Here is a 24537-nt window from a genome sequence, read left to right as displayed (position 1 = left end):
TCAAGATGAAACAGAAACTCAGCAGAGTCTTAAAAAAAAATAGGGGAGGCCCCAGCAGCCTCCCCATTCTCAACGTTACCTAAACACGGCAAATGTGTTACACATTTTAGTGTCGTAACACTCCCATATGTCTTGCTTTACAAAGCGGAGCTTATTCGAGTCAGATTCCTTTACCGGAAAGCTGTATTTTCCGGTCCATTTCTTTTTCTTCCACTTCTGTTGATTCTCAGCATAGTAGAAGTATGTTTTTTCATCCGAGACACCCATGTGTCTTTTTTCACCGGCATTTAATGATACCATGCCTTCAGTCTGCCAATCTCCATTGTAGTCCTTATAGCGAATAGCGACTTGAAGAGGCTCTTCTGATCGGTTCTCGAAATAAATGTGGTATTCCTTTTTTCTGATTGTTGATGATTCACTCAGCGTATTTGGCACTGCAGGAAGTTCTGCGATTGAATACTGCTCAAATGGCGAGCTGAGTTCAAGGGAGCTGAGTTGGGCATAATGACTCTCCTTTTTTTCGAAGAAAGAGAGAAGAGTCATCACTCCCGTGCCCAGCAATAATGCATAGACGGTTAGTGTTTTCATACGTTTAGGCGAAACGGTGATTTAAAGATGAGAACTTAATATGAAATATTCAACATATATTCATAAAAAGTTTTGTTGTTAAGTGCTGCTCAACACTAACGGCTGGTCAGGTCAGGTGTCACTGATTGGTTCTAGTGCTTCCGTAAGTACCTGATATATAGTGTGTAAGGAGGTGTGGTTCCAAATAAATAGAACGATTGATCTACTTGAAGACTGACTGTCTTGTATGTGAAATAACCTCAGAAAATACTTATGGCCTGTATAAAAGAGGGCCAATTACCTTGATCCAAAGGTCATAGCCCTTTTTATTCATGTGCAATCCATCTTCAATAAAGATACCTTCTTTCAGTGTTCCATCGGGTTTGAGCATGGGTGACCACACGTCTGCGAATTGAACCTTATCCGATAAGCCGGCCAGAATCTCTAAACTGTCATTGAGTTTTTCATATTGCTCCTTCAGTTCCCATCGGGCAATACTGGGCTTGGGTGAGATGATGACCACACTTTCTACGCCCTCATCAAGTAGCATATTGACAAGCCTTGCAATGTCGGAGAAGACACTAATACCTGATTTACCCGAGTTCAGGTCATTATCACCCTCATAGATAAAAACTTGTTTAGGGTTGAATTGACTAATCAATAAGTCTTTATAATGGATCAGGTCTGAGGTTTCTGATCCCCCAAAGCCAGTGTTAATTACATTGTGCTCGGGGAAATAGGATTTGAAATCAACCCACAGTCTGATGCTTGAACTTCCGGTAAAGACTATTCGGTTGGCAGAAGGAAACTTGCTGGCGTAATTTTCAAACTTGCTTACTTCTTCGGCAAAGCGAAGAGGGTCTTGTGCTTTCAGTTGAAATACAAACAGAGAGAATAATAGAATGCTGCCAACTAGTCTTTTCATACTTGAAATTAATGTTTATTTAATTGAATAGCCCTTTGATGAAGGCATATTGTAGTAACATAATGGTTTTGGCATCCTTGATTTCTCCATTGTCAATCATGTGCATGGCCTTCTCAAAAGAAATTTCCAATACCTGAATATCTTCTTCCTCATCGGTGCCACCTCCTTCGCTCACTTTCATGTGGTCTTCATATTCGGCAACAAAAAAGTAGAGTATCTCCGTTACTGACCCGGGGGACATATAGCTTTCGAAGATCTTGCGCACATTCCGGACTCTGTAACCGGTCTCTTCCTCAGTCTCTTTTCGAATACAATCCTCAGCATTGTCCTTCTCAAGTAAACCGGCACAAGCCTCTATCAAAAAGCCACTCTCGTTTCCATTCAGGTAAGTGGGCATTCTGAATTGTCTGGTCAGAACAACGGTTCCTTTTTCCTTATTATACAGAAGAATGGTAGAGCCATTACCTCTGTCGTAGGCTTCTCGCTCCTGTCTCTGAATACTTCCGTCCTTTTGCCTGTAATCAAAAGTGATTTTATTCAGCGTATACCAGTTATCGGATAGCACCTCCTTCTTTAGGATTTTGATTCTTTCGTTCATTCAGGTCTATTCTTTTGAGATATGATCTGCGGTATCCAGACTTTTCAATTCGCTTATATACGTGCCTGATAGGTGTACAGCTGATAGTATCTGCCTTCTTTGGCTATTAGCTCGTCATGAGTTCCTCTTTCGGCAATCTCTCCTTTTTCTATTACCAAAATCTGGTCAGCTCTTTTAATAGTGCTGAGACGGTGAGCAATAACAAATGTAGTCCGGCCTTTCATTAGCTCATTTAAACTCTGCTGTATAAATGACTCACTCTCGGTATCCAGATTGGAAGTGGCTTCATCGAGAATCAGTATACGAGGGTCTGCCAGAATAGCCCGTGCAATAGCCAGACGCTGTCTTTGACCTCCGGATAGTTTGACACCTCTTTCACCAATGACCGTGTCGAGACCCTTGTCGAACCTGTCGGTGAATTCGTGTACATAGGCCGCCTTGACTGCTGCGTCTAATTGCTCTTCAGTAGAATCGGGACGTGGAAATAGAATGTTCTCACGGATGGTTCCTTCGAACAAGAAATCATCCTGAAGTACCACACCCAGCTGAGTTCTGAAGCTTTTGAGTTTGACTTTAGATAGATCTGTACCATCGACCGTTATTTTACCATCTCTTGGATTCAGAAAAGTAGCTGCCAAGCCTGCAATGGTCGATTTACCTGAGCCGGATGACCCTACAAGAGCCGTTACCGAGCCTGCTGGTGCATCGAATGAGACATCTTTAATTACATCATCATCTTCTTCATAGGCGAAGGATACTTTATCAAACTTTATATCCCCATGAATTACTCCTAATTCTTCTGTTCGGGTTTCGTCATCTTCTTCTGATGGAGTCTGCATGATTTCCTCGGTTCTGTCGAGCCCTGCAAAAGCTTCGGTAATCTGGCTACCGATATTTGACATTTGCAGAACAGGAGCCACAACCACAGCCAAATAGGCAATGAATGCTACCAGCTCACCAGAGGTCATGCTTCCATTGATAATGTAGTATCCTCCTAGTCCTAGTATGCTGGTTGAGGCAACACCAGCCAAGAGAAAAGTAGCAGAGCTTGATACGAATGCTGTAGCTGTCAGGGTTTTTTTGACTACCTCGTATAGCGATATAACCCCTTTTTCGAATATTTTAATTTCCTGTTGTTCTGCTCCGAAACCCTTAATTACTCTGACTCCATTTAAAGTCTCAGTCAATCTACCTGTAACTTCTGCATTGAGCTTTCCTCTTTTTCTGAATTCAGGTCGCAAAATGCCAAATGCTTTCATGGCAATCACTCCAAATAGGACTATGGGAATCACTATTAGAGCAGTCAATCGAGCATTCATATTAATGAGTATTGCCAATACAGCAACAGCCGTAATTGATCCACCTATTAACTGAACAAACCCTGTTCCTACCAGATTTCTGACACCTTCCACATCGGTCATAATTCTGGAGACCAAGGCTCCCGACTTTTGACTATCGAAAAAGTTTATCGGAAGTGATAAAATTTTCTTTTGAACCTGTACTCTGAGGTTTGCTATGAGTTTTTGGGCTTGAACGCTCAAAATTCTGGTAAGCATAAAAGATGTAACGGCCTGAACAACAATTGCAAGAACTACAAAAGCTACTATCCTTTTTAATTCTGAAACATCACCTGCAACCACAACATCATCGATTAAATACTGTGTGGCTTTTGGAGGGACCAAGGTGGCGGCACTTCTTAATAAGATGAGTACCAGGCCGAATAACAACATGCCTCTTTTGGGCCAGATAATTCTGCGAAATACTTCGCCAATCGAGATATTTTCGAGTTTTTTCTTTTTTGCCATGAAGTCGGGGTAATGAGTGACTAACGCCACCTATGTAGAATTGATTCAATTTAGGAAAAGTTATGCAGTTCAGTAGGGCCGAACGAGTAGTTAGAAATTGACTAAATAGTTAGTTATTATTCTCCCTGTTCTTTATTTAGCAATGAACAACGATCGATCTGATGAAAAAGTGGTATTTCTTCTTGATGACTTTTATAGTGGTTGGTCTGATATCTTGCAATAAGCAAGAGGAGGCCAGAGAGTATTCATTAAAGAGCTCAGACTCTCTATTAAGGGTCAAGTTAGATAGTCTTACTTCTAATCTAAGTAGTTGGTTGAACTATCGTCATGATGAAAAACTGGATTCAGGTATGTTGTTTTCAGTAGACCCGGGACAGAATGAAATCGAATTGTATTCCCTTAATGAGGGGAGGCTTCTGGATAAAGTGACCTATGAAAGAGAGGGGCCAAATGGTGTGGGAGTATTGATTGAGATTGGCATTCAAGGGCTGGATAGTGTTCTGATATTTCCGGCATTCGATAATTCCTTTTATCAATCAAGACTTAGTGACTTGGCTTTAAGCAAAGTAGAGTACGAAAAGCCAGACGAATATGCTGCCATTCGTTCTATGACCAACTACTTTGGTTCAAATGCTTATACTGATGAAGACTTTATTTATACGAGGACCTTATTTGGTGGGGATTACACGCTATTGGATAATGAACAGCTATCTGCCAAGCCTTTGATGTATCGAGTGAATGTGGCCAGTGGAGAAGTGGAGTTCTCACGCTTTACATTCCCGGATGACTATTGGGCAGATGGTAAAAGGCATTATGAATTCAGTAGCATCATCGATGAGAATCGGTTTACTTTTTCCTTCCATTCAGATCATCATATTTATTACGGTACATCTTTTCACGAGCCTCTGAAGAAGAAGCCGGCCAAGAGTAAATACCTTAATCAGGAGCTTGAATATTTGCCAATAGCCGGTGACCGAAATGACAGAAGAAGGTACTTTGCAACGGCAGGACATTACGGGAACCTTATTTATGACCAATTCAGAAAGGTTTATTATCGCTTTTGTTACCCGAAGAAGCAGTTGGAACCCGATCAGGATTTACAGCAGATAACACTATTTCCTAAAGAATTCTCCGTGATGATACTGAACTCTGAATTAGAGGTGATTGGTGAAACCCTGATTGGAGATGATAATCATTTGTATGCAACCAGCAATGTGTTCGTAGGGCCAAAAGGCTTGTATATTTCAGTCAATCACCCTGAAAGTGAGATGAACAGGGAAGATACTTTCGGTTTTCAGCTGTTTACGCTGGAGTCAGTGTTGAAGTAAAGGCTGTCAGATACTTTTTGCCAACTCCACATGCTCCCAAAAGCTAGGATATGATTTATTCACTACTGAAGGGTCTTTGATGATAATGCTTTGCTGAGTCATTAGAGGAGCAAAGGCCATGGCCATTCTGTGGTCTTCGTAAGTGTCAATCTCGATGGGCTCTTCGGTGGTCTGGAATTTCGATTTAATCTCCCAGAGTCCTTCTTCAGTCTCCTTCAGCTTGATTTTGAACTTCTTCAATTCCCTCTTCAGAGCTTTAATTCTGTCTGTCTCTTTGATTCTCAGGCTTTCAAGACCAGTCATTTTGCAATGAATGCCCTTTACTCCGCAAACTACAGCAACAGTTTGCGCCAGGTCAGGACAATCGGAAAAATCGAATTCAAGTGACTCCTGATGAGGGATTTTTTGCAGAACTACGCCATCTTCCTCGAAGGTGCTCATGACACCTAACTGATTCATAATACGGACTATAGCAATATCACCTTGCAGCGATTTCTGTCTCAATCCCAGTAATTTAATTTTCGCCTCATCAGCCAGGGCCACAAAACTGTACCAGTAGCTGGCACCTGACCAGTCAGACTCGACCACATAAGGGTAGCTACCATAATCCTGATGAGCAATCTCGATGGTGTTATTAGTCCAGTTGGCATGAACACCAAATAGCTTCATCATATCCAGAGTCATCTGAATATAAGGTCGGCTGCCTACTTTACCCTTGAGGTTAAGTGTAAGTCCTTCCGGTAGAGCGGGTGCAATCATCAATAAGGCTGAAATAAACTGACTACTGACATCGCCCTTTATACTGATGTTATTGTTCTTCTGTTTCCTGAGTGGTTGTATCTGATGTGGAGGGTATCCTTCTTCCTTCAGGTATTTGATTTTGGCTCCGATCTTCTTGAGCGCTTTTACCAGTATATGGATAGGTCGCTTTTGCATACGTTCTGTGCCGGTCATTATTCTGGTTTGTTCCCCAAGAATAGAATAGGCCGTAAGAAATCGCATGGTGGTTCCTGCATCCAGTACATCTAATGTTTCTTCGTCAGAAGCCAATAGCCTTTGCATGGTTTGGGTATCTCTGGCATTGGAAAGGTTCTGCAGGGCCGACTGATTGCTCGAAATAGCATTAATAATCAGGGCGCGGTTACTTTCGCTTTTTGAAGCTTCCAGAGGAATTTCAACCGACTTAAGTGTAGAGCAATGCTCCAGAAGTATAGTGTCCAAGTTGCATCTAAAGTTTTGCGTAGTAGAAAAGAGAGTCCATTACATCTTTCTCATCTACTGCTATGTCATATCCTGCACGACCAATTTCGTAAAGCAATGAATGATTTAAAAAGCTATTCACATTCTTTTTATCCTGATACATCAATTTGATGATAGAAGTAAAGTCAGCTTTATGAATTGTCAGCTCGGGATAAATTTCTTTTATGCTTTGAGTGATGATTTGCAGGTCGTCTTCACTCATGCCAAGCAGTTTACAGGAGAGGTATGCTTCGCAGATCATGCCTATGGCAATAGCCTCTCCATGAAGTAAACGATGATCAGTTTCCAGATAAAAGCTTTCGATGGCATGGCCCACTGTATGACCGAAGTTGAGAATTTTCCTGAGCCCGCCTTCTTTCGGATCCTGGCTAACCACCTCATGCTTAATATGCACGCTATGAGCAACAACAGCATTCCAGTTTTTTTGTGAAAGCCCATCAGCCATTACCTGTTCGAAATAATCTTTGTCGGCAATCAAGCCATGCTTGATTACTTCTGCAAAGCCTGACCTTAACTCACGATCAGGGAGAGTCTGCAGAAAAATCGGATCAATGAATACCTCATTAGGGTCTTGAAAGAAGCCAAGGTGATTTTTAAAACCTTTGAAATCTATACCAAGCTTACCGCCAATATTGGCATCTACTGCAGCCAGCAGCGTGGTGGGAATATTGATGAAATCTATGCCCCGCTTATAGGTGACAGCACAGAAACCACCCATATCTCCGATTACTCCACCTCCGAGATTTACCAGCAGTGATTTTCTATCGAAATGCCGATCGGTCAGTTCGGACCAGATGTGCTCACAGGTTCGGAGGTTTTTGTTGACCTCACCTGATTGAATTTCGATGACATGATGCTCGGGTAGATATTCCTGAATGGTAGGATAACAGTGTCTGATCGTGTTTTCATCGACCAGCACTGCAATCCTTGAATATTGATTTTCGGCAAAAAAAACTTTCAGGCTAGTGCCAATGTCATCGATAGCTATACTCATGCTTTCACTGAAGTCTTGGATTCTTTTAGTTGAGCTTCCTGCATTTTAACTGATTCCTCATGAATAGCAAACAGCAAACTCTTCATAAATTTCTCAGTCATGTTTTTCTTCATGCCTGACTTGATTCTTGATTCCATTACTTCCTGCCAGCGTCCAGGTTGATAAACAGCCAGGTTGTGTTCCTTTTTGTAATCTCCTACTTGCTTGATGATCTGGAACCTGTCTGCAAACATCTCAATAATTTGGGCATCCATGAGGTCAATTTTCTGACGAAGCTGCTCTAATTCTGTAATGGCCTCAGGGTGCTTGTCAATGGACTCACGGAAATTGAGGTTTTCGTAAATGATTTTCAGGGTTTCCGGGGTCACCTGCTGTTTCGCATCACTCCATGCCTTATCAGGATCATGGTGTGTTTCAATCATTAACCCATCAAGTCCGAAGTTTATGGCCCGTTGACTCACCGAAGCAATGATTTCCCGGGTACCACAAATATGGCTTGGGTCGCAAATCACGGAAATACCAGGCATCATGCGTTTCAAGTGGATTGGCATACTCCACTCGGGTTTGTTTCTGTAGCGTTTTTCGTAGGGGTCGGAAAAGCCACGGTGTATCGCGGCAAGCTTGTTAATACCAACTTTATTAAGTCTTTCAAAAGCACCCAGCCAAAGCTGAAGATCGGGGTTGATTGGGTTTTTAACCATGACGGGAATATCTACGCCTCTCAATGCATCGCAGATTTCCTGTACGGAAAATGGATTTACAGTGGTTCTTGCACCGATCCAAAGCACATCGACACCGCCCTTGAGAGCGGCTTCTACATGGGCAGTATTAGCTACCTCTACCGTCACAGGTACGTTCAGTATGTCTTTAGCAATCTGAAGCCACTCCAGAGCGTCTTCGCCAATGCCCTCGAAGGAGCCAGGACGGGTTCTGGGTTTCCAAACGCCTGCTCTAAACATTTCAACAGGGCTGCCCTTTAGTCCTTTAGCAATGGCTTCAATTTGTTCAGGACTCTCTGCGCTGCAAGGTCCTGCGATTAAGGTGTGCTCCGACAATCCTAAACCCCAATCTTTGATGTCTACAATTTCCATGATTTTTAAAATAAAAAAAGCCCGGCTCTTGTGAACCGGGCTTATATATGAGTTAATGTTTTTCTAACAAGCAGCGGTTCACCTCACCCTTTCGATAAAGTAAAAAAAGTAAAAGTAAGCCGCGAATAATCTTTTCATGGTCTAAACATATCTAAGTTGAATTTCTTTCAAAAGCTTTATTTGAAATATTTATTGTAATCGATTGCGCTCAGAGTCTGATCAGCCCAAAAGTGGTGCTATTGTCGACCTCATCCTGAATATTCTCAGAAATGATGAGCATACCTTGCTGACTGAGGGCTTCACTGGAACTGATTACCCCCGCATGGCGATCATGGCTGTTGCGCAATTCATCGATGGCCCCGGCTGTGCTCGAACTGGCCACAAACTTGATGTGACTGTATTTCGAGAAATAGCGGGTAGTTTCCTTAATGGCCATCGGGTGTGAAAAAACCCGTTTGATAGAGTTGATGGTATTAGGGAAAAGACTTCCCAGACACAGATTAACCGGAAGTTCAAACTCTTCCACAATTTGCAGGCCCTTACTTCTAATGAGTTCTTGATTGTTGCCCACCTTACCTGAGCCCGAGTTTTTCAGTGCAATCAGTGCCTGTCCGATCTCACCTGTTTTCAAGGCCTGAAAGATTTCATCGAAACTGTTGAAATAACGATGATTCAGGTGAGGTAAGAATCGTTTACGAGCCAGATCGTGAAAAGTATTCTCCGGACCGAGTAGTCCAAGGTCAGTCATTGGATGAAAGGTTTTTTTCTTCTTTTTGATTAAAAACTTCTGTCTGTGTTTTGACAGATTGCTGGTGCAGCAACCTGAGTATGTCTACTACAAAGTCCTTGTCAAGGTTCAGTTGTTCTGCCCATTCTTGCCTTGAATTGAAAATGGACTTCCATCGGCTCAGTTGGAAAATGGCGACATTGTTCTCCTTTTTGTACTCACCAATTTTCTCCACCAGGTTCATTCTTAGGTTAATGGCTTCCAGAATCTCTCGGTCAGCCTGATCTATCTGCTCTCTGATAATTTCTAACTGGCTGATAATATTCTCCTTGGTGAAGGCAGCATCTCTCAGAAGAAGCCCATCGAGCAGCAGACCTAGCTCCTCACTGGGTATTTGTTGGGCAGCATCACTCCATGCCAGCTGAGGCTGGCAATGAGCCTCTATCATTAAGCCATCATAGTTAAGGTCGAGGGCACGTTGGGCAATGTCTGGTACCAGCTCTGTTTGTCCGGCAATATGGCTGGGGTCGCAAATGAGCGGTAGTTCAGGGAATTCACTTTTCAGGTCTAGTGGTACCTGCCATAGTGGTATGTTTCGGTACTTACTCTTCTGGTAGCTATGGAAACCACGATGAATAGCTCCAAGGTTTTCTACGCCTGCTTTAGAAAACCTCTCCAGAGCTCCTTTCCATAAGGATAGTTCTGCATGGATAGGGTTCTTGACCAAAACAGGAATGGATGCTCCTTGTAGAGCTTCAGCCAGTTCGGCCACGTTAAATGGGTTTACGGTTGTTCTCGCACCAATCCAGAGCAGGTCTACATCGTATTTCATGGCGAGTTCTACATGCTCAGGAGTAGCCACTTCCATGGCAAATTTGAATGGAGTTTCTCGCTTCATGTTAGCTACCCATTGCAGGGCTTTTTCTCCATTGCCTTCAAAGTTACCAGGGCGTGTACGAGGCTTCCAGATACCGCCCCTCACAAAATCAACTTTGTCGAGAATGGGTAAAACGCTTTCACGTAACTGTTTCTCCGTTTCAACACTACATGGCCCCGAAATTATCAAAGGTCTTTTGTACTCTTTGTGCCAATCTTTAAGTTCGCGAATAACCATATAAGGAGAGTATTGGTAGCTGAGTAACAAATGTAAAAAGCTATTGGTTTGTTCTTATATTTGCCGACCGAAATTCGTCTATGGAATTAAAGAAGTTTGTTGATTTCGATGAGCTTGAAGTGGCATTCCGTGCCAAAACTGATGAAGCTCTCAAAAAGCGTCACTTCATATTTAGTACTATGCAGTGGCCATGGTTAGTTAGTGTTGGAACAGCACTAACCAAGTTTGCACTTCAGGTGGGCTTGCCAGTCAAGCGAATTATCAAACGAACCATATTCGATATGTTTTGTGGAGGAGAGACGCTCGATGGTTGTCAGCGCTCCTCGCATGAACTGGCGGCCTTTGGTATTGGAGCTATATTCGACTATTCTGTAGAAGGTGAGAAAACCGAAGAGGGCTTTGATCAAACTACCAATGAAATCCTTAGAACAATAGACAGGGCAGGTGAGATGGAGTATATCCGTTTTGCTGCTTTTAAAGTAACAGGACTCGCTTCTTTCGATTTACTGGCAAAAATTCATGCAGGTGAAAAACTAACAGCCGATGAGCAGGCGGCTTATGATCGTGTCTTCGAAAGAGTAGACAGTATTTGCCGTCTGGCTTATGAGAAAGATGTGTCTGTCTTGATTGATGCCGAGGAGACCTGGATACAGAAGCCCATCGATGAGCTTAGCCTCAAAATGATGAGTATCTACAACAGGGAAAAGGCACTTATCTACTATACTTTCCAGATGTATTGCCACAAGATGCTCGATAATCTGAAGGTCTTGCATGAACATGCTCAGGAAAACAGTTACAGGCTAGGGGCGAAACTCGTGCGTGGCGCCTATATGGAAAAGGAGCGAGAAAGAGCTGAAGAGCTCGGTTATGAAGATCCAATCCAACCTAACAAGGAGGCGACCGACAGAGACTATGACCTGGCTGTAAGATATTGTGTAGAACATATTCACCAGATTGGTCTGTTTTCAGGCTCACATAATGAAGCGTCTAATTATAAGCTTACTTTGGTAATGGATGAGTTTGGTCTTCAGAAGAATGATCACCGTGTGTTCTTTGGTCAGCTGTACGGCATGAGCGACCATATTTCATTCAATCTGGCCAATGCAGGGTACAATGTCATCAAGTATGTGCCTTACGGTCCTTTGAAGGCTACTATTCCTTATTTGATTAGAAGAGCTAATGAAAACACTTCTGTTAAAGGTCAAAGTGGAAGGGAGTTGAGTCTGGTCAAAAAGGAACTTGCCAGAAGAAAGCTTTTCAAAAAACAGTTAGGACATCAGGATAAGTTTTAGTTCTCCCTTTTCGACTACAATAAATTGAGTTGAATCGTTAACTTTGCGCTCCAAAATTTTGAAGCGTCATGCAAGTATTGAGCGAACAGGAGATTCAACGAAGACAGGAAAAAGAAGAGCTGGAGAAACTGGGTATCAACCCTTATCCTTCAGAGACATTTAAGGTATCTGCTTACTCTGCAGATATTAAGAAGAACTTCGAGAAACAGCCTGATCAGTACAAGGAAGTAACCCTTGCGGGAAGAATGATGAGCCGAAGAATTATGGGGTCAGCCTCTTTTGCTGAGCTTCAGGATTCAACGGGACGTATTCAGATTTATGTGGCCAGAGATGAAGTAAGTCCTGGTGAAGACAAAACCCTGTATAATACCGTATTCAAGAAGGTATTGAGTATTGGTGACTTTATTGGCATCAAAGGACATGTTTTCAAAACTCAGGTCGGGGAGATTTCGGTACATGTAAAGGAACTGATTGTTCTTTCTAAATCACTGAAACCACTGCCACTGCCTAAGACAGATGCGGAGGGTAAAGTACACGATGCTTTTACTGATCCGGAACAAAGATACAGACAGCGCTATGTTGACTTAGTGGTGAATCCTCACGTTAAGAAGACTTTCGTGCAGCGTACACAGTTGGTCAATTCCATGCGAAACTTCCTGGCCGATAAAGGTTACCTGGAAGTAGAAACACCCATTTTGCAACCACTATATGGTGGTGCTGCGGCTCGTCCTTTCAAGACACACCACAATACACTCGATATGACTCTTTATCTGCGTATAGCTAATGAGTTATACCTGAAGAGGTTGATCGTAGGTGGTTTCGATGGTGTTTTTGAATTTTCAAAGGACTTTAGAAATGAGGGGATGTCTCGTTTCCATAACCCGGAGTTTACTCAGGTTGAGCTGTATGTAGCTTATAAGGATTATAACTGGATGATGGATTTGGTGGAGGCTATGATTGAAAAGGTAGCACTAGACCTTCATGGTACCACTGAAGTTCAGGTAGGTGAAAACAAGATCAATTTCCAGAGACCCTGGAAACGCTTTACTATGTTCGAAGCCATTGAGCACTTCACAGGAGTAGATATCTCAGAAATGGATGAAGATGCTTTGAGAGTCGCAGCTAAAGACCTCAAAGTGGAGGTTGATGACTCAATGGGTAAAGGAAAACTGATTGATGAAATCTTTGGCGAGCATTGCGAGCCGAAGTTGATTCAACCGACTTTCATTACCGACTATCCGGTTGAGATGTCTCCACTGGCTAAAAAGCACAGAACCAAAGAAGGTCTGGTTGAAAGATTCGAGGCAATCTGTAACGGTAAGGAAATCTGTAATGCTTTCTCAGAGCTGAATGACCCAATCGATCAGAGAGCTCGTTTTGAAGAGCAATTGGAGCTTGGAAAAAGAGGAGACGATGAGGCGATGGTGCTTGATGAAGATTTCCTTCGTGCATTGGAGTACGGTATGCCTCCAACTGCCGGATTGGGAGTAGGTATTGACAGACTGTCTATGATTATGACCAATTCCAATTCTATTCAGGATGTACTTTTCTTCCCTCAAATGAAGCCTGAGAAAAAGGCGACTGTAGAATTGAGTGAAGAAGGAAAAGCTGTACTTGAGACTTTGAAACAGGCAGGTAAAACTGATCTTAATGCCTTCAAGGAAAGTACAGGGCTATCTAACAAGAAATGGGATAAAGCCATTAAGGAACTGACAAGAAATGGTCTTGCGAAAGTTGAAAAGACCGATGATGCTCTGACAGTCGAACCAGTAGCTTAAGTCATCAAGGAATTATTTTTTTCACCTCATCATGACCAGCAATGGTCGATGGTGAGGTGTTTTGTTTTTGGGATATTAGAAGGTTCTGGCGCCATTGTCGAATTGGCTTCTTCTACGACTGATTTTCAAATCCTTCAATACAGAAGACTTAATCTGGATATCAATGGTGTAGGAGGTAAAGGCACCAAAAGGAATCCAGTTGGCTCTCATTTCCCAACAACCCAGGTCCCGGTAAAGGCCTACTGAGGTCGTGGTAAAGTCTTTTACATCGAAATCATAGCCTGTATTATAGGTGACTTGCCATTTTGGAGTTAGAGCCAGTTGCCCATAAGCCTTAACAGACTTTCGTGTGGTTGAGCCTGAAGCTGCCCATCGATAATTATAATCAAAGCTCAGTCTTACGTTCCAGGGGATTTCAATGTCTACATAGGCATTCGGGTCATAGAAGTATTCTCCCATTCGTGCTGCCAAATCGCCACCGCCATCGTTGAGAGAGCCGAATTCGTTAGGGTTCTGATTGTCGAAGCCACTGCCTCCAACAGCCAGTGACTCGCCTCCAAAACCTCCTGCTCCAGCTGAGGCTGAAGCTCTGGAATTGAGGTTAGTGGATAATGAGAATCGGGCATTTGTAATTTTCCCTAGTCCCTGCCCTGATCTAAAGGCAAGAGCATCGACTCGTCTTAAGGTTTCAGTACCAGTCTCAGATACTTGTGTTAAATAGGTGTATGGATCTAGGGTAGCACCCGCGTTGATATTGAGTTTTCTATCAAAAAGAGTTGTTCTGGCGGTAATGGCAATGGGACTCAACTGGAACGAATCAGCCAGGAAGTTATAGCTACCACTAAAGTTTAAGCTCTCGAGTAGTGCTACCTTTTTCGAGTTGGCTGTATCACTCTTTACCTTCATTTCAACCTTGTTACTGACACCAAAGGCCAGTGCGGCCGATTCACCAAGGCTCGGAGTGCCAAAGCGGAAACCATCGTATTTTGAAAGAAGTCTTGTGCTGCCTCCGTTGGTTGTATCTACCTGTACTTCCTGATAGTATCCATATTTGGGGTCACTGAAGTCAGGTCTATAGCTGAAACTGATGGTGGGACTCATAATGTGTCTGATGGCTTCGATTCTGCGGCTGCGTTTCATGTTGAACATACCGTAAATCTGGGTAGACATACTTACGCTGGCAGAGTAAGTCATTGCCCTGCTGAAACCATTGACTGTATCTATTTTTACTGCATTCTGATCTTCCAGAAATTCATACTGAAGTTCTTCCAGATACCATAATTCTTCCAGTCTAAAGGCAGGAGAAAAGTTAAAGTGTTCCAATAAACTGAAGGAGGTTGACAAGTCTACATTATGTCTGGCTCCATTTTTTGCATTGTCCAGCAGTTCGCCCAATGTGTCAAAACCCACAGTAATGGTGTCTACTGCCGTAGCTCTATTGGCAATGTCAAAGCCAGCCGAGCCCGGTCTCACAATGTTAGTGATTTGATTGGAAGCATTGAATCTCCATCCCAGGTTGATTTTGCTAAGGACATCAGCCTCTGCTCCTTTGAAAGGATAGATACGGTTCATATTCAGTGACATCTCCGGCAAAGCCACATCGATAATACCGGTTTGCACATTCTGGTTGTGACGTGCACTGAAGGAATAACTGAATGGGCTGCGGGGAATAGTACCGCTGTACTGGATATTAGATCTGAATTCAGATCTAATATTGTTGGAAATATTGGTAGTGCTCAGGTTATTCTGGTTGTAGGTGCTGGTACCTGCATTGACACTCGCAGAGAAACGGGCATTCCTGCCCCTGGAGTCAGGTTGATGCGACCAGGAAACCCAAAAGTCCTTTGAATCCAGTCTTTCCAGTTCATACTCAGGGGTAAGGTTTCTGTTGTAGGTAACATTAAACTGCCCGGTAAACTTATAGCGCTTCTTGTATACTGATCTTAATGTTGTAGCCCAGCTGCCTTTAGAATAGACATCGGCTGTCAGGGCCGTGTGGATATAATCATTCCACGCAAAGTAATAACCACCTTCTTTAAGGAAGAGTCCCCTGCGTTGTTCATCTCCATACTTAGGGAAGAGTATGCCTGAAGTGGCTTCTTGTGTGTCGGGGAAGTAACCAAAAGGTAGTCCTATAGGAGTTGGAATATCTCCAACATAGAGGAGAAAAGGCCCTGTGATAATGTTTTTACCAGGATTAATCTTAATCTTTTTAGCCTTAATATATGTGCCGGCCTCAGGATCATCTGGGCAGGGGACAAACTTACCGTCCTTGATGTAGGCACTCTGGTCTGCATTCCTTTTTACCACCTCACCTCTCAAGAAACCTTCCTGCTGTTTGGTGGCTACTCCTTTAATGTAAGCTTTCTGTGATTCGAAATTGTATCTGATTTCTTCGGTGTCAAATACATCGGGACCATCTTTGAATACGGGTCTGCCAAGCCAGGTGCCTGTCGAATCCTGTACCCCGGTTGCCGTTAATTCATTCTTATTTCTATCTATGATAATTCTTTCTGCCGCCAGGTTTATATCACCATACTCAATTCGGGCGTTGCCATAAAGAAATGTTTTATTTGAGATCAGGCGAGTAATAATAGAGTCTTCAGCATAGTATTTAATGGTAGTCTGAATTCCGTTAACTACCACTTGAAGGGAATCTGAGGTACCGGAAGGAATCGTATCTCTTTGCACCGTATCTGAAATTTCGGCACGGTTTTGTAGCTGTCCTTCACCGGCTCCTGAGGTTTGAGCTTTGGTCACAAAGGAACAAAAAACAAAAATGAGAAGTAGATATATTTTTCCGTTTGAAAACAAGCTGAATTTCGGTTTTTCGGAATTTTTCAGATTTTTGCGTAAAGTTATCTCAATCAGCCGTTTCATGCGCATCAAAGTGAAATTTTATCTGATTCCTTTAGTTCTTTTAACAATGCTGGCTGTTGTTGACAACAATTCGTTGGCGCAGTCGGCTAAGAAAAAGTATAAGCTGGTGATCGATCCGGGCCATGGTGGTAAAGACTGGGGAACCCGCGGATCTAAAGTGAAGGAAAAGGACGTTGTACTGGCCGTTTCCAAAAAAGTAGGAGAATACATAGAACAGTATGCTAAAGACATTGAGGTAATTTTTACGCGTACTACTGATGAATACAGCCACCCTGCAGTTCGAGCGACTATGGCTAATGAAGCTGAAGCGGATTTATTCGTGTCCATTCATGCAAATGCTATGCCAGCTGGAAACGATCATGTTTATGGTACCGAGACCTATGTGATGGGAACTAAAAATGAGGGAAGAAACTTTGAAGTAGCAAAGCGCGAGAACTCGGTAATCTTGCTGGAAGAAGATTATGCTGAGAAATATCAGGGTTTCGATCCTAACTCTCCGGAGGTAAATATCATGTTCGAAATCATGCAGGAAGCATATCAGGAAAACAGCATAATCCTGGCTCAGAATATTGAAGAGCAGTTTGAAAAAAGGGCCGGAAGGAAGAGCAGGGGAGTAAAGCAATCTAGTCTTTGGGTATTATGGAATACAGCAATGCCAAGTGTTTTAGTAGAAATAGGTTATCTTTCCAATCCAAAGGAGGAGAAGGAGCTCTCTACTGAAAGCGTGCAGGAGTATATAGCTTCAGCAATTTTTAGAGCAATCCGCGACTATTTTGAGTATCAGAAAACGTTAGACGACTAGTGGCTAAAGGTAAGGAATTCAAGGTTGGTTTGTTTGTGGTTTTAATGGCCGCAGTGCTCTATATAGGTTTTAATTACCTGAGAGGGCTTGATGTGTTTTCACCACTCAATACCTACTATGTAAAATATCAGAATGTAAGTGGTCTCAACAAGGGAGATAGAATTATACTCAATGGTTTAGATGTTGGAAGCGTGGTTGAACGCAAGTTTTCTAATGATCAGTATAATGAGATATTAGTTACCCTTGCTGTAGATAAGACCATTAAGCTTACAGATAGTACTTACGCCCGATTGGCTAAACCTGATCTTCTGGGTGGAATTGAAATTCAGTTGATGATTCACCAGGGAGGAACCCGTTTGCTGGAAAGCGGAGATACGCTTGTAGGAGAAATTGACGGAGGTATTACTGAGCTATTAACTCAGGAAGGCCTTTCTGCAGCCAATCAATTGACTTCTTTGGTTAACCAGATCAGTGATGCACTCGAACCCTTTGTTAACAAAAAGGATACAATCGAACTTGCTTTGGGCAATCTGGCGGCTCTTTCCCAAAATGCAGTTTCATTGACCGAAGAAGCTAAAGGAACCTTGGAGCAGCTCAGGCTGAAAATGGACTATGTTACAGATTCATTGGTGGTGGCTATGGGGGGCATTAAGCCAGTAATGAATGAATACAAAAAGCTGGGTGAAAAGCTCAATGCTGTAGATATTGAAAGCAGATTGGTTAAAATTGATTCTGTTCTGCTTGGTACAGAAAGATTCCTTACTCAACTCAACTCTAATGAAGGGACATTGGGTAAGTTGATGACCAACGATTCCCTCTACAATACTTTGAATCAGACCATGTCAGACCTGGATAGCCTGATGATCGATTTGCGCTACAATCCGAAGCGCTACATGCACTTCTCTATATTTGGAAGGAAAAATCGTCCGCCAGCCGATGGCCGATCGTCTAACAAATAACCTTTCTAAACAGAAGCTCTTTTTTCAGGTTTGATTTCTGAGTGTGCGGGTCTATTTTTAGATCAGTAAACTGTAATGGAATAGAGTAACTCACAAAGGAAATTGGATGAATTTAGATTTCAACAAGAATGACGATCAGATGCGTCAGCTGATTTATCGGCTGAATGATAAGCTGAAAAAAGTAAAGCTCGGAGGAGGAGAAAAGAAGATTGAATCTCAGCATAAGAAGGGGAAACTTACTGCGAGAGAACGAATAGACTATCTGATCGACAATCCTGAAGACTTTTTGGAAGTGGCAGCTTTTGCTGGTGACAACATGTACAATGATGTAGGTGGTTGTCCTTCAGGTGGAGTAGTTACCGGAATTGGTAAGGTTAGTGGTCGTCAATGTGTGATTGTCGCTAATGATGCTACAGTAAAGGCAGGAGCCTGGTTTCCGATTACGGCTAAAAAGAACCTGCGAGCTCAGGAGATTGCCATAGAGAATCGCTTACCAATCATCTATTTGGTTGATAGTGCAGGTGTATTCCTGCCAATGCAGGATGAGATTTTCCCTGATAAGGAACACTTTGGAAGACAGTTCAGAAATAATGCGAAGATGTCATCCATGGGCATCATACAGGTAGCTGCCATTATGGGTAGCTGTGTTGCCGGTGGGGCCTATCTGCCTATTATGAGCGATGAAGCCGCTATCGTGGATAAAACCGGATCTATCTTCCTGGCAGGGTCATATCTGGTAAAAGCAGCCATTGGAGAAGATATCGATAATGAAACACTAGGAGGCGCTACCACTCAATGTGAAATTTCAGGTGTTACAGACAACAAGTTTCCTGATGATCAGTCTTGCCTGGATTATATCAAATCAATCTTCGACAAGATTGGTGCTTTCGAAAAAGCTGGTTTTGACAGGAAGGAACCTAAAGCACCTGAAAAGGACCCAGATGAAATTTATGGGCTAATGCCTCAGGATCGTGTGAAGCCATATGATGTCAGAGAACTGATTGCCAGAATGGTTGATGGTTCTGAGTTTGATGAATACAAAGAGAAATATGGGCAGACGATTGTGTGTGGCTATGCCAGAGTCGATGGTTGGGCAGTGGGCATTGTCGCTAATCAGCGCGTGGTTGTTAAATCGAAGAAAGGCGAGATGCAGATGGGAGGAGTTATTTACTCTGATTCTGCAGATAAAGCAGCGCGGTTTATCATGAACTGTAATCAACGTAAGATCCCATTGGTCTTTTTGCAGGATGTCAGCGGTTTTATGGTGGGCAGTCGTGCGGAGCATGGAGGCATTATTAAGGATGGAGCCAAAATGGTTAATGCCATGGCCAACTCCGTTGTACCAAAATTCACCATCATTACGGGGAATTCTTTTGGTGCAGGCAACTATGCCATGTGCGGTAAGGCCTATGACCCTCGTCTTATCTACGCCTGGCCAACGGCTCAGATTGCAGTAATGAGTGGAGCGTCAGCCGCGAAAACCTTGCTGCAGATTAAGGTATCAACACTGAAAGCTCAGGGGAAGGAAATCAGTCCCGAAGAAGAAAAAGAGCTGCTGGAGGAAATTAAAGCCCGTTATGACGAGCAAATGAGCCCATACTATGCTGCGGCTAGATTGTGGGTAGATGGCATCATCGATCCGAAAGAAACAAGAAAAGTAATATCACAAGGAATAGAAGCTGCGAATCATGCTCCCATTGAACAAGCCTTCAATGTTGGTGTGATTCAAACTTAACAATGGAAGAGTCGAATAATTTGAACAACAGCGAGTTAAAGGCGCTGGTATCACTTCTCGATGATGATGATACAGAAGTAGTTCAGCATGTGGAAGATAGGATAATGGCCCTGGGTACTTACATTATTCCGTACCTGGAGTTTGAGTGGGAGAATAGTTTTAACCCTGTTGTTCAGAAACGAATTGAAGAGCTTGTACATGGTCTTCAGTTTGAACTGACCAAAGAGAAGCTTTATGCCTGGAAAGTTCAGGGAGGTAAAGACTTGCTGGAAGGCATGTGGTTGATCAATACGTATCAATATCCCGATATAGAACTGGAGCAACTGTCTAAGGAAATTGAGCAGATTTATTATGATGTATGGATGGAGTTTAAAACGGATCTTCACCCTGTAGATCAGATTAAGCTCATAAACTCTGTGCTTTTTAATAAGTTGAAGTTTGGAGCCAATACCAAGAATTTTCATTCCCCCGGAAACTCCATGCTCAATGTAGTCCTTCAGACTCGTAAGGGAAATCCAATATCGTTGTGCATCATCTATATGCTGGTCGCTCAAAAACTGAGCCTTCCAGTGTACGGAGTCAATTTGCCTAACCTGTTTGTGATGACTTATAAAGAGGGTGATGTACAATTCTATATCAATGCCTTTAATAGAGGATTGGTTTTTTCGAAAAAGGAGATTGATGAGTACCTGACTAACCTTAGATTGGCTCCGCATGATAAATTTTATGAACCATGTGATAATACCGAAATTGTTGCCCGTGTTTTGAGAAACCTACTCAATGCCCATGAAAAGCTTGGACATACTGATAAGGTTAATGAGGTAGAAGAGATGTTGAAAATTATTGAGTCCAAATAGCAGCGTCTATCACTTTAGCTTTGTGTCATCAAGGAGAGAAATCAGGCTATTGAATACCTTTAGATAGGAAAGTGATAATCTCTTCTTGATTATTATCTGAAAGAAATAGGTGTTTTCTGATGATGCCATCTTCTATCTTCAGTAATAATGGAGCTGAACTGATTCCCGTTTCGTAATCATAGAAGGAGGAATTGAGGTCGAAAAAGGAGTTGTTGTTCTGATAGTTTCTAACTATTTGGCTGTAGGTGGTGTCTCCTAAAAAGAAAATTTTGAGGTCTTTGGTAAATTCCTTTTTTTCCAGAATACCCAATTTAGATAACATGCAGTCATCGCAGGAAACATTCACAAATAATAGTTCTTCATTATTCAAAGAGACTAAGTTCATGTTATACTCCTCCTGAAGAAACCACTCGAGACCGCTGGCATAAGGGTAATCACTTGAGCTTTCTTTCGAGCAAGCAGATAAAAGGATGAGAATAAGGAGGAATGTGGGCTTTTTCATTTTTTAGTATAGACTGATCGGTAGTAGTAGCAGTAGAACTCTTTCTCACCTTCGGTTAAGGTCTTTCTATACATGACTTTACTATCATGAATCAAATCCATATAGCCCATCACATTAGTAAGTAAGGTCCTGGAATTGGTTTTTAAGTCTATCTGGTATATATCGAAGCTGTTGTCTGCTTTATGGGCAATTAGAAAATGAGTGCCGTTCATTTTATCTATAGTGAGAAACCAGCTATTGGCTCCATCTTCTGGGAAGATGACAGTTTTGACTTTTTTGCTTTTTGAATTGAGAATGTAACACCTTCCAGCCATGGGGATGTTAAAGTAGAGCTCATCTTTATATTGACTGACATCTCCCAAGGCGAATGGAAACCTGCTTAAGAATGACTCCCATTGGTCTCCGACTACTTTTTCTTCACCTGAGTTGATAAAAATTCTTTCCCCATTTTGGTTGAGATAGAAATATTGAGGTATGTTTTTTTTATTTCTTTTTTGGGTTCGGTCTTTTGCCTTACTAATATATCCAAGGTTGAGGCCATTAATGGAGCCAATTAGATACTCATCTTTTTCAGTTGACTCCTGATTCGGAGTATTCTTGGAAACCAGGTTGAATTGCCCGTCTCCAATGTTGTAGATGTTAGTTGTATAATTACTGCTGATGGAGATTGTGCTTTCATCCAGTATATTCAAAGTCTTATTCAATCCACTAACATATACCGTGTCTGTTATTAAGTGAGTTTTATCGAAGAGTAAGAACATATTGGAGCTGATCAGACGCTCACCAGTAAACTGGTTTTTGCTTTGGTATCTGATATTGGCTACAAATTGTTCGTTGGTCACTGGCCACAACTCTCTTATCTCCAGGTTTTCGTGACAAAAGAAAATATCACTATCCAAATCCTGACCTTTCAAAGATGTACTTATCGCGACAAGTACAATCAGTATTGCCTTAATTGATGATTTCTTCCAGGTCATATTTAATATTAAATTCAAAGAAGTCTTCCCCGGAGCTTTCCTGACAAATACCAGGTACAACATAACCACTTGGGGTAGGTAGGGCTCTATTCCAAAGATCAAGATTTTGCAGATCAATTTCTGATAATAAGTTTAACTCTGAATCGAATAGGATTAAGGAATAAGTCCTGTCGCAAGCTGATCGATTTAACTTGCCATCACTTTTATAAAGGTCTTTTTCATGGAAAACTACCCTGCTGAATATTCCTGGAGTTGAATGGAAGTTAATCTTACCATAGTAAGCATTTGAAATCTGGAAATTGATGTTCTCCTGATCTGAGTGATTGAGTTCCAATGGTATTCCTAATTCACCAATAAACTGGCTTGAAAGACAAGTGGTTTTTACGAGTTCTTTTGTAGTGGCATCATACTTATAAAGGTTGTGATCATAAGGGTAACTTACGTATATGTATCCCTGATAGTGTTCCATATAAGGCATGGTGTACATATCGTGAAGCTCTATGGGTGCTTTTGTCAAAGCCGTAGCCATTTTGGAAAAATTTGAGGTCATTTGACTCTTATCAAGATCGAGTTCGGCCAATAGCTTAATATCTTTTTTGTTTCGGTAATACCAGAAGCCAAATGTATTGAGTGTTGAAATAACCCGGTTGCGGCTTAGAAACTTGAGTTCTGCCTGATGTATCTCGTTAAAGAAGCCAGGAGGATTTCCTCTCACTTGCCAATCAGTTTGAATGTCCTTGATGATTGTTTTTTCGCCTACTACTCCCGCACTGTCAAACCTGATTATAGTATTCTTCATTGGTAGTTGAAAGTAGATAGAGTCGAATGATTTGAAGGTTGCTTGTCCAATCTCAAGAGGGGGGTAATCTAGTTTGGTGTTTTTAATTATCTCTCCATGTGTGATGTCATAAATTGTGAACTCCTGATTTCCCGGAGATGTAGCCAGGACATAGGAAGCTTTGTCTGTATTAAGGATAGAATAGGCAGCCATTGGCTTATGATGCTCTGGACCAACTTCAATGGGGGTAAGCTTTTGCCGAACAGCTGTAAATGACCTTTCAGTCATTTGGGTTTGATTTGCACAAGCCTGCAGAAATTCTCTGTTAACTAACTCTGTATTACCACAGCCTATTAAGAAGATAAAAAATAAAGTATAAAACTGCTTCATGTAAGTTATTGTACTCTTTATCGGAGGTTTATTTAATCAGACGTGGTGTTGTTAGTAACTAAAAACAGGCTTTTTTACAAGGCCCGTTTTTAGTTGTTTGGTGATGTTAATAGTAGCGTATGGTTTAGTGTTGAGGATCAGGGATCACATCGCCTTCACCGCTGTTACACTCTTTGATAAAGAGGTGATAACGACAAGATACTACGTCTACATGGTCCCCTTCTTTATCAATGTAATGTGTGGTTTGTGTTTTGCCTCTCCAGGCTTGTGCCGAGCCGGGAAGTATAGCAGTTCCGAATAGTGCCAACGCACATACTAAAAGGATACTCTTCTTTTTCATAACAATAAATTTAAAAATGATAATTAAATATATAATAATGTAATGTTATAAAGGATAAAAAATAAATGGTTACATAAGTATTTTTTATATATATCACGTAATTGGAGGTTGATAAAAGGCGCTACAACAGTATTGCAATAACTGTAAGAATGGGGTTAATAAAGCTAGGTTAAATTAGTAGGCGAGAACGGTAATAATAGGTGTGTCTGCTGGCTGGTAAAGCTTATATAGTGATACACCTTCTTTTTTCTCTATAATGCGTCCTTCACCATGAGGTTCATGCAGGTTTTTGGTAATGAGTTGTTCAGCAAAGGCAAGCTGGGTTCTTCCATGCAACTTATACAAAGCTTCCTTAGCTGACCACACTTGCGTTAGCTTGTGAATGTCTTGCTCAACCCAAACTCTCTCCGTTGAGTGGACAAATTTATGAGCTATTTTTATGACCTGCTCCCTCTCATGTTCGATGTCAATACCAATAGGTCCGTTAAGGTTAATAGCAGCTGCAGCAAAACCCTTGGCATGTGAGATAGACAAGCCAATACTTTCATCTCTTAAATGAGGCTTGCCAAATTGATCCTTGTAGATCTCAAATTTACCGAGCGGTTCAAGTAGAGACCTTAGAGCACATCTGGCGGCTAATGACTCCATTCTTCTGCTCTCAACTTTAATGTCGGTTAAAGGGGTTTCATCGGCAATACTACTGCCCAAAATGGAAAGCAATTCCTCTTCCCTCTCTACAATCTCCCAAATGGCAAACTTAATATGTGGTTCAGCTTCACCTTTTTTTATAATAGGCATGCGCTTTCTAAAATTTTGATTGGCTGCTTCTTAGCTTTGT

Annotated in this window: 22 protein-coding genes; 7 read left to right on the top strand and 15 right to left on the bottom strand. The window is 42.0% G+C overall.

What is annotated here, in order from left to right; genetic code table 11:
* Positions 1-75 precede the first annotated feature (75 nt).
* The 4 genes from ACOOEY_RS06495 to ACOOEY_RS06480 all read right to left on the bottom strand — a co-directional run bounded on the left by ACOOEY_RS06495 (position 76) and on the right by ACOOEY_RS06480 (position 3895).
* Positions 76-588 (bottom strand): DUF1036 domain-containing protein, encoded by a 513-nt coding sequence (locus tag ACOOEY_RS06495; RefSeq protein WP_420387868.1) that lies wholly within the window; start codon positions 586-588, stop codon positions 76-78.
* A gap of 250 nt (positions 589-838) precedes the next feature.
* A complete protein-coding gene (locus ACOOEY_RS06490) occupies positions 839-1492 on the bottom strand; it encodes a GDSL-type esterase/lipase family protein (RefSeq protein ID WP_420387867.1) in 654 nt (217 codons plus the stop codon).
* A 19-nt stretch (positions 1493-1511) separates the two neighbouring features.
* Positions 1512-2090, bottom strand: coding sequence for a GDP-mannose pyrophosphatase NudK (gene nudK, locus ACOOEY_RS06485; RefSeq protein ID WP_420387866.1), 579 nt, complete (start codon positions 2088-2090; stop codon positions 1512-1514).
* Positions 2091-2143: 53 nt separating this feature from the next.
* Positions 2144-3895 carry an ABC transporter ATP-binding protein gene (locus tag ACOOEY_RS06480; RefSeq protein WP_420387865.1) on the bottom strand — a complete coding sequence of 584 codons (1752 nt, stop codon included), beginning with the start codon at positions 3893-3895 and terminating at the stop codon, positions 2144-2146.
* Between the two features lie 161 nt (positions 3896-4056).
* Between ACOOEY_RS06480 and ACOOEY_RS06475 the strand changes: the two genes are divergently transcribed.
* Positions 4057-5223 (top strand): DUF4221 family protein, encoded by a 1167-nt coding sequence (locus ACOOEY_RS06475; protein ID WP_420387864.1) that lies wholly within the window; start codon positions 4057-4059, stop codon positions 5221-5223.
* A gap of 6 nt (positions 5224-5229) precedes the next feature.
* Here the strand turns inward: ACOOEY_RS06475 and ACOOEY_RS06470 are convergent, their stop codons facing one another.
* From ACOOEY_RS06470 to ACOOEY_RS06450, 5 genes are all read right to left on the bottom strand, one after another.
* Entirely contained in the window at positions 5230-6444 is a 1215-nt protein-coding gene (locus ACOOEY_RS06470; protein ID WP_420387863.1) for a 3-phosphoshikimate 1-carboxyvinyltransferase, read from the bottom strand.
* Between the two features lie 7 nt (positions 6445-6451).
* Positions 6452-7477 carry a 3-dehydroquinate synthase gene (gene aroB / locus ACOOEY_RS06465; RefSeq protein ID WP_420387862.1) on the bottom strand — a complete coding sequence of 342 codons (1026 nt, stop codon included), beginning with the start codon at positions 7475-7477 and terminating at the stop codon, positions 6452-6454.
* Positions 7474-8571 carry a chorismate mutase gene (locus ACOOEY_RS06460; RefSeq protein ID WP_420388639.1) on the bottom strand — a complete coding sequence of 366 codons (1098 nt, stop codon included), beginning with the start codon at positions 8569-8571 and terminating at the stop codon, positions 7474-7476. The genes aroB and ACOOEY_RS06460 overlap by 4 nt, the downstream gene beginning before the upstream one ends.
* A gap of 205 nt (positions 8572-8776) precedes the next feature.
* Positions 8777-9316 (bottom strand): prephenate dehydratase domain-containing protein, encoded by a 540-nt coding sequence (locus ACOOEY_RS06455; RefSeq protein ID WP_420387861.1) that lies wholly within the window; start codon positions 9314-9316, stop codon positions 8777-8779.
* Positions 9309-10409, bottom strand: a complete 1101-nt coding sequence (locus tag ACOOEY_RS06450; RefSeq protein ID WP_420387860.1) for a chorismate mutase — start codon at positions 10407-10409, stop codon at positions 9309-9311. Before ACOOEY_RS06450 ends, ACOOEY_RS06455 begins: the two co-directional genes overlap by 8 nt.
* Before the next feature lie 80 nt (positions 10410-10489).
* Between ACOOEY_RS06450 and ACOOEY_RS06445 the strand changes: the two genes are divergently transcribed.
* Both ACOOEY_RS06445 and lysS read left to right on the top strand, forming a co-directional pair.
* Complete coding sequence (locus ACOOEY_RS06445; RefSeq protein WP_420387859.1) at positions 10490-11701, top strand: proline dehydrogenase family protein; 1212 nt, start codon at positions 10490-10492, stop codon at positions 11699-11701.
* 68 nt (positions 11702-11769) lie between these two features.
* Positions 11770-13479, top strand: a complete 1710-nt coding sequence (gene lysS / locus ACOOEY_RS06440) for a lysine--tRNA ligase (protein ID WP_420387858.1) — start codon at positions 11770-11772, stop codon at positions 13477-13479.
* Positions 13480-13554: 75 nt separating this feature from the next.
* On the opposite strand, the gene ACOOEY_RS06435 is transcribed toward lysS, so the two are convergent.
* Positions 13555-16239 (bottom strand): putative LPS assembly protein LptD, encoded by a 2685-nt coding sequence (locus ACOOEY_RS06435; RefSeq protein ID WP_420387857.1) that lies wholly within the window; start codon positions 16237-16239, stop codon positions 13555-13557.
* Between the two features lie 118 nt (positions 16240-16357).
* Here ACOOEY_RS06435 and ACOOEY_RS06430 point away from each other — a divergent pair, with 118 nt between their 5' ends.
* The 4 genes from ACOOEY_RS06430 to ACOOEY_RS06415 all read left to right on the top strand — a co-directional run bounded on the left by ACOOEY_RS06430 (position 16358) and on the right by ACOOEY_RS06415 (position 20712).
* Complete coding sequence (locus ACOOEY_RS06430; protein WP_420387856.1) at positions 16358-17161, top strand: N-acetylmuramoyl-L-alanine amidase family protein; 804 nt, start codon at positions 16358-16360, stop codon at positions 17159-17161.
* A complete protein-coding gene (locus tag ACOOEY_RS06425; RefSeq protein WP_420387855.1) occupies positions 17161-18120 on the top strand; it encodes an MlaD family protein in 960 nt (319 codons plus the stop codon). Before ACOOEY_RS06430 ends, ACOOEY_RS06425 begins: the two co-directional genes overlap by 1 nt.
* 106 nt (positions 18121-18226) lie before the next feature.
* Positions 18227-19855: an acyl-CoA carboxylase subunit beta gene (locus ACOOEY_RS06420; protein WP_420387854.1), complete on the top strand. Its 1629-nt coding sequence runs from the start codon at positions 18227-18229 to the stop codon at positions 19853-19855.
* 2 nt (positions 19856-19857) lie between these two features.
* Positions 19858-20712 (top strand): transglutaminase-like domain-containing protein, encoded by an 855-nt coding sequence (locus ACOOEY_RS06415; protein WP_420387853.1) that lies wholly within the window; start codon positions 19858-19860, stop codon positions 20710-20712.
* Between the two features lie 46 nt (positions 20713-20758).
* Here the strand turns inward: ACOOEY_RS06415 and ACOOEY_RS06410 are convergent, their stop codons facing one another.
* From ACOOEY_RS06410 to ACOOEY_RS06390, 5 genes are all read right to left on the bottom strand, one after another.
* A complete protein-coding gene (locus ACOOEY_RS06410; protein ID WP_420387852.1) occupies positions 20759-21214 on the bottom strand; it encodes a hypothetical protein in 456 nt (151 codons plus the stop codon).
* Complete coding sequence (locus tag ACOOEY_RS06405) at positions 21211-22191, bottom strand: hypothetical protein (protein WP_420387851.1); 981 nt, start codon at positions 22189-22191, stop codon at positions 21211-21213. Before ACOOEY_RS06405 ends, ACOOEY_RS06410 begins: the two co-directional genes overlap by 4 nt.
* Positions 22166-23257 (bottom strand): DUF4221 family protein, encoded by a 1092-nt coding sequence (locus ACOOEY_RS06400; RefSeq protein ID WP_420387850.1) that lies wholly within the window; start codon positions 23255-23257, stop codon positions 22166-22168. Before ACOOEY_RS06400 ends, ACOOEY_RS06405 begins: the two co-directional genes overlap by 26 nt.
* A 226-nt stretch (positions 23258-23483) precedes the next feature.
* Positions 23484-23699, bottom strand: a complete 216-nt coding sequence (locus ACOOEY_RS06395; RefSeq protein ID WP_420387849.1) for a hypothetical protein — start codon at positions 23697-23699, stop codon at positions 23484-23486.
* Between the two features lie 174 nt (positions 23700-23873).
* Positions 23874-24497 (bottom strand): 4'-phosphopantetheinyl transferase family protein, encoded by a 624-nt coding sequence (locus ACOOEY_RS06390; protein ID WP_420387848.1) that lies wholly within the window; start codon positions 24495-24497, stop codon positions 23874-23876.
* Positions 24498-24537: the final 40 nt, after the last annotated feature.

Source organism: Roseivirga sp. (assembly GCF_965216855.1).
GTDB lineage: Bacteria > Bacteroidota > Bacteroidia > Cytophagales > Cyclobacteriaceae > Roseivirga.
This window is presented reverse-complemented; position numbering and strand designations above follow the sequence as displayed.

Excerpts from the sequence above, each read along its gene's own strand:
- ACOOEY_RS06495 (WP_420387868.1), bottom strand. The coding sequence starts at position 588 with ATGAAAACACTAACCGTCTATGCATTATTGCTGGGCACGGGAGTGATG.
- ACOOEY_RS06490 (WP_420387867.1), bottom strand. The coding sequence starts at position 1,492 with ATGAAAAGACTAGTTGGCAGCATTCTATTATTCTCTCTGTTTGTATTT.
- nudK (WP_420387866.1), bottom strand. The coding sequence starts at position 2,090 with ATGAACGAAAGAATCAAAATCCTAAAGAAGGAGGTGCTATCCGATAAC.
- ACOOEY_RS06480 (WP_420387865.1), bottom strand. The coding sequence starts at position 3,895 with ATGGCAAAAAAGAAAAAACTCGAAAATATCTCGATTGGCGAAGTATTT.
- ACOOEY_RS06475 (WP_420387864.1), top strand. The coding sequence starts at position 4,057 with ATGAAAAAGTGGTATTTCTTCTTGATGACTTTTATAGTGGTTGGTCTG.
- aroB (WP_420387862.1), bottom strand. The coding sequence starts at position 7,477 with ATGAGTATAGCTATCGATGACATTGGCACTAGCCTGAAAGTTTTTTTT.
- ACOOEY_RS06455 (WP_420387861.1), bottom strand. The coding sequence starts at position 9,316 with ATGACTGACCTTGGACTACTCGGTCCGGAGAATACTTTTCACGATCTG.
- ACOOEY_RS06450 (WP_420387860.1), bottom strand. The coding sequence starts at position 10,409 with ATGGTTATTCGCGAACTTAAAGATTGGCACAAAGAGTACAAAAGACCT.
- ACOOEY_RS06445 (WP_420387859.1), top strand. The coding sequence starts at position 10,490 with ATGGAATTAAAGAAGTTTGTTGATTTCGATGAGCTTGAAGTGGCATTC.
- lysS (WP_420387858.1), top strand. The coding sequence starts at position 11,770 with ATGCAAGTATTGAGCGAACAGGAGATTCAACGAAGACAGGAAAAAGAA.
- ACOOEY_RS06430 (WP_420387856.1), top strand. The coding sequence starts at position 16,358 with ATGCGCATCAAAGTGAAATTTTATCTGATTCCTTTAGTTCTTTTAACA.
- ACOOEY_RS06420 (WP_420387854.1), top strand. The coding sequence starts at position 18,227 with ATGAATTTAGATTTCAACAAGAATGACGATCAGATGCGTCAGCTGATT.
- ACOOEY_RS06415 (WP_420387853.1), top strand. The coding sequence starts at position 19,858 with ATGGAAGAGTCGAATAATTTGAACAACAGCGAGTTAAAGGCGCTGGTA.
- ACOOEY_RS06410 (WP_420387852.1), bottom strand. The coding sequence starts at position 21,214 with ATGAAAAAGCCCACATTCCTCCTTATTCTCATCCTTTTATCTGCTTGC.
- ACOOEY_RS06405 (WP_420387851.1), bottom strand. The coding sequence starts at position 22,191 with ATGACCTGGAAGAAATCATCAATTAAGGCAATACTGATTGTACTTGTC.
- ACOOEY_RS06400 (WP_420387850.1), bottom strand. The coding sequence starts at position 23,257 with ATGACTGAAAGGTCATTTACAGCTGTTCGGCAAAAGCTTACCCCCATT.
- ACOOEY_RS06395 (WP_420387849.1), bottom strand. The coding sequence starts at position 23,699 with ATGAAAAAGAAGAGTATCCTTTTAGTATGTGCGTTGGCACTATTCGGA.
- ACOOEY_RS06390 (WP_420387848.1), bottom strand. The coding sequence starts at position 24,497 with ATGCCTATTATAAAAAAAGGTGAAGCTGAACCACATATTAAGTTTGCC.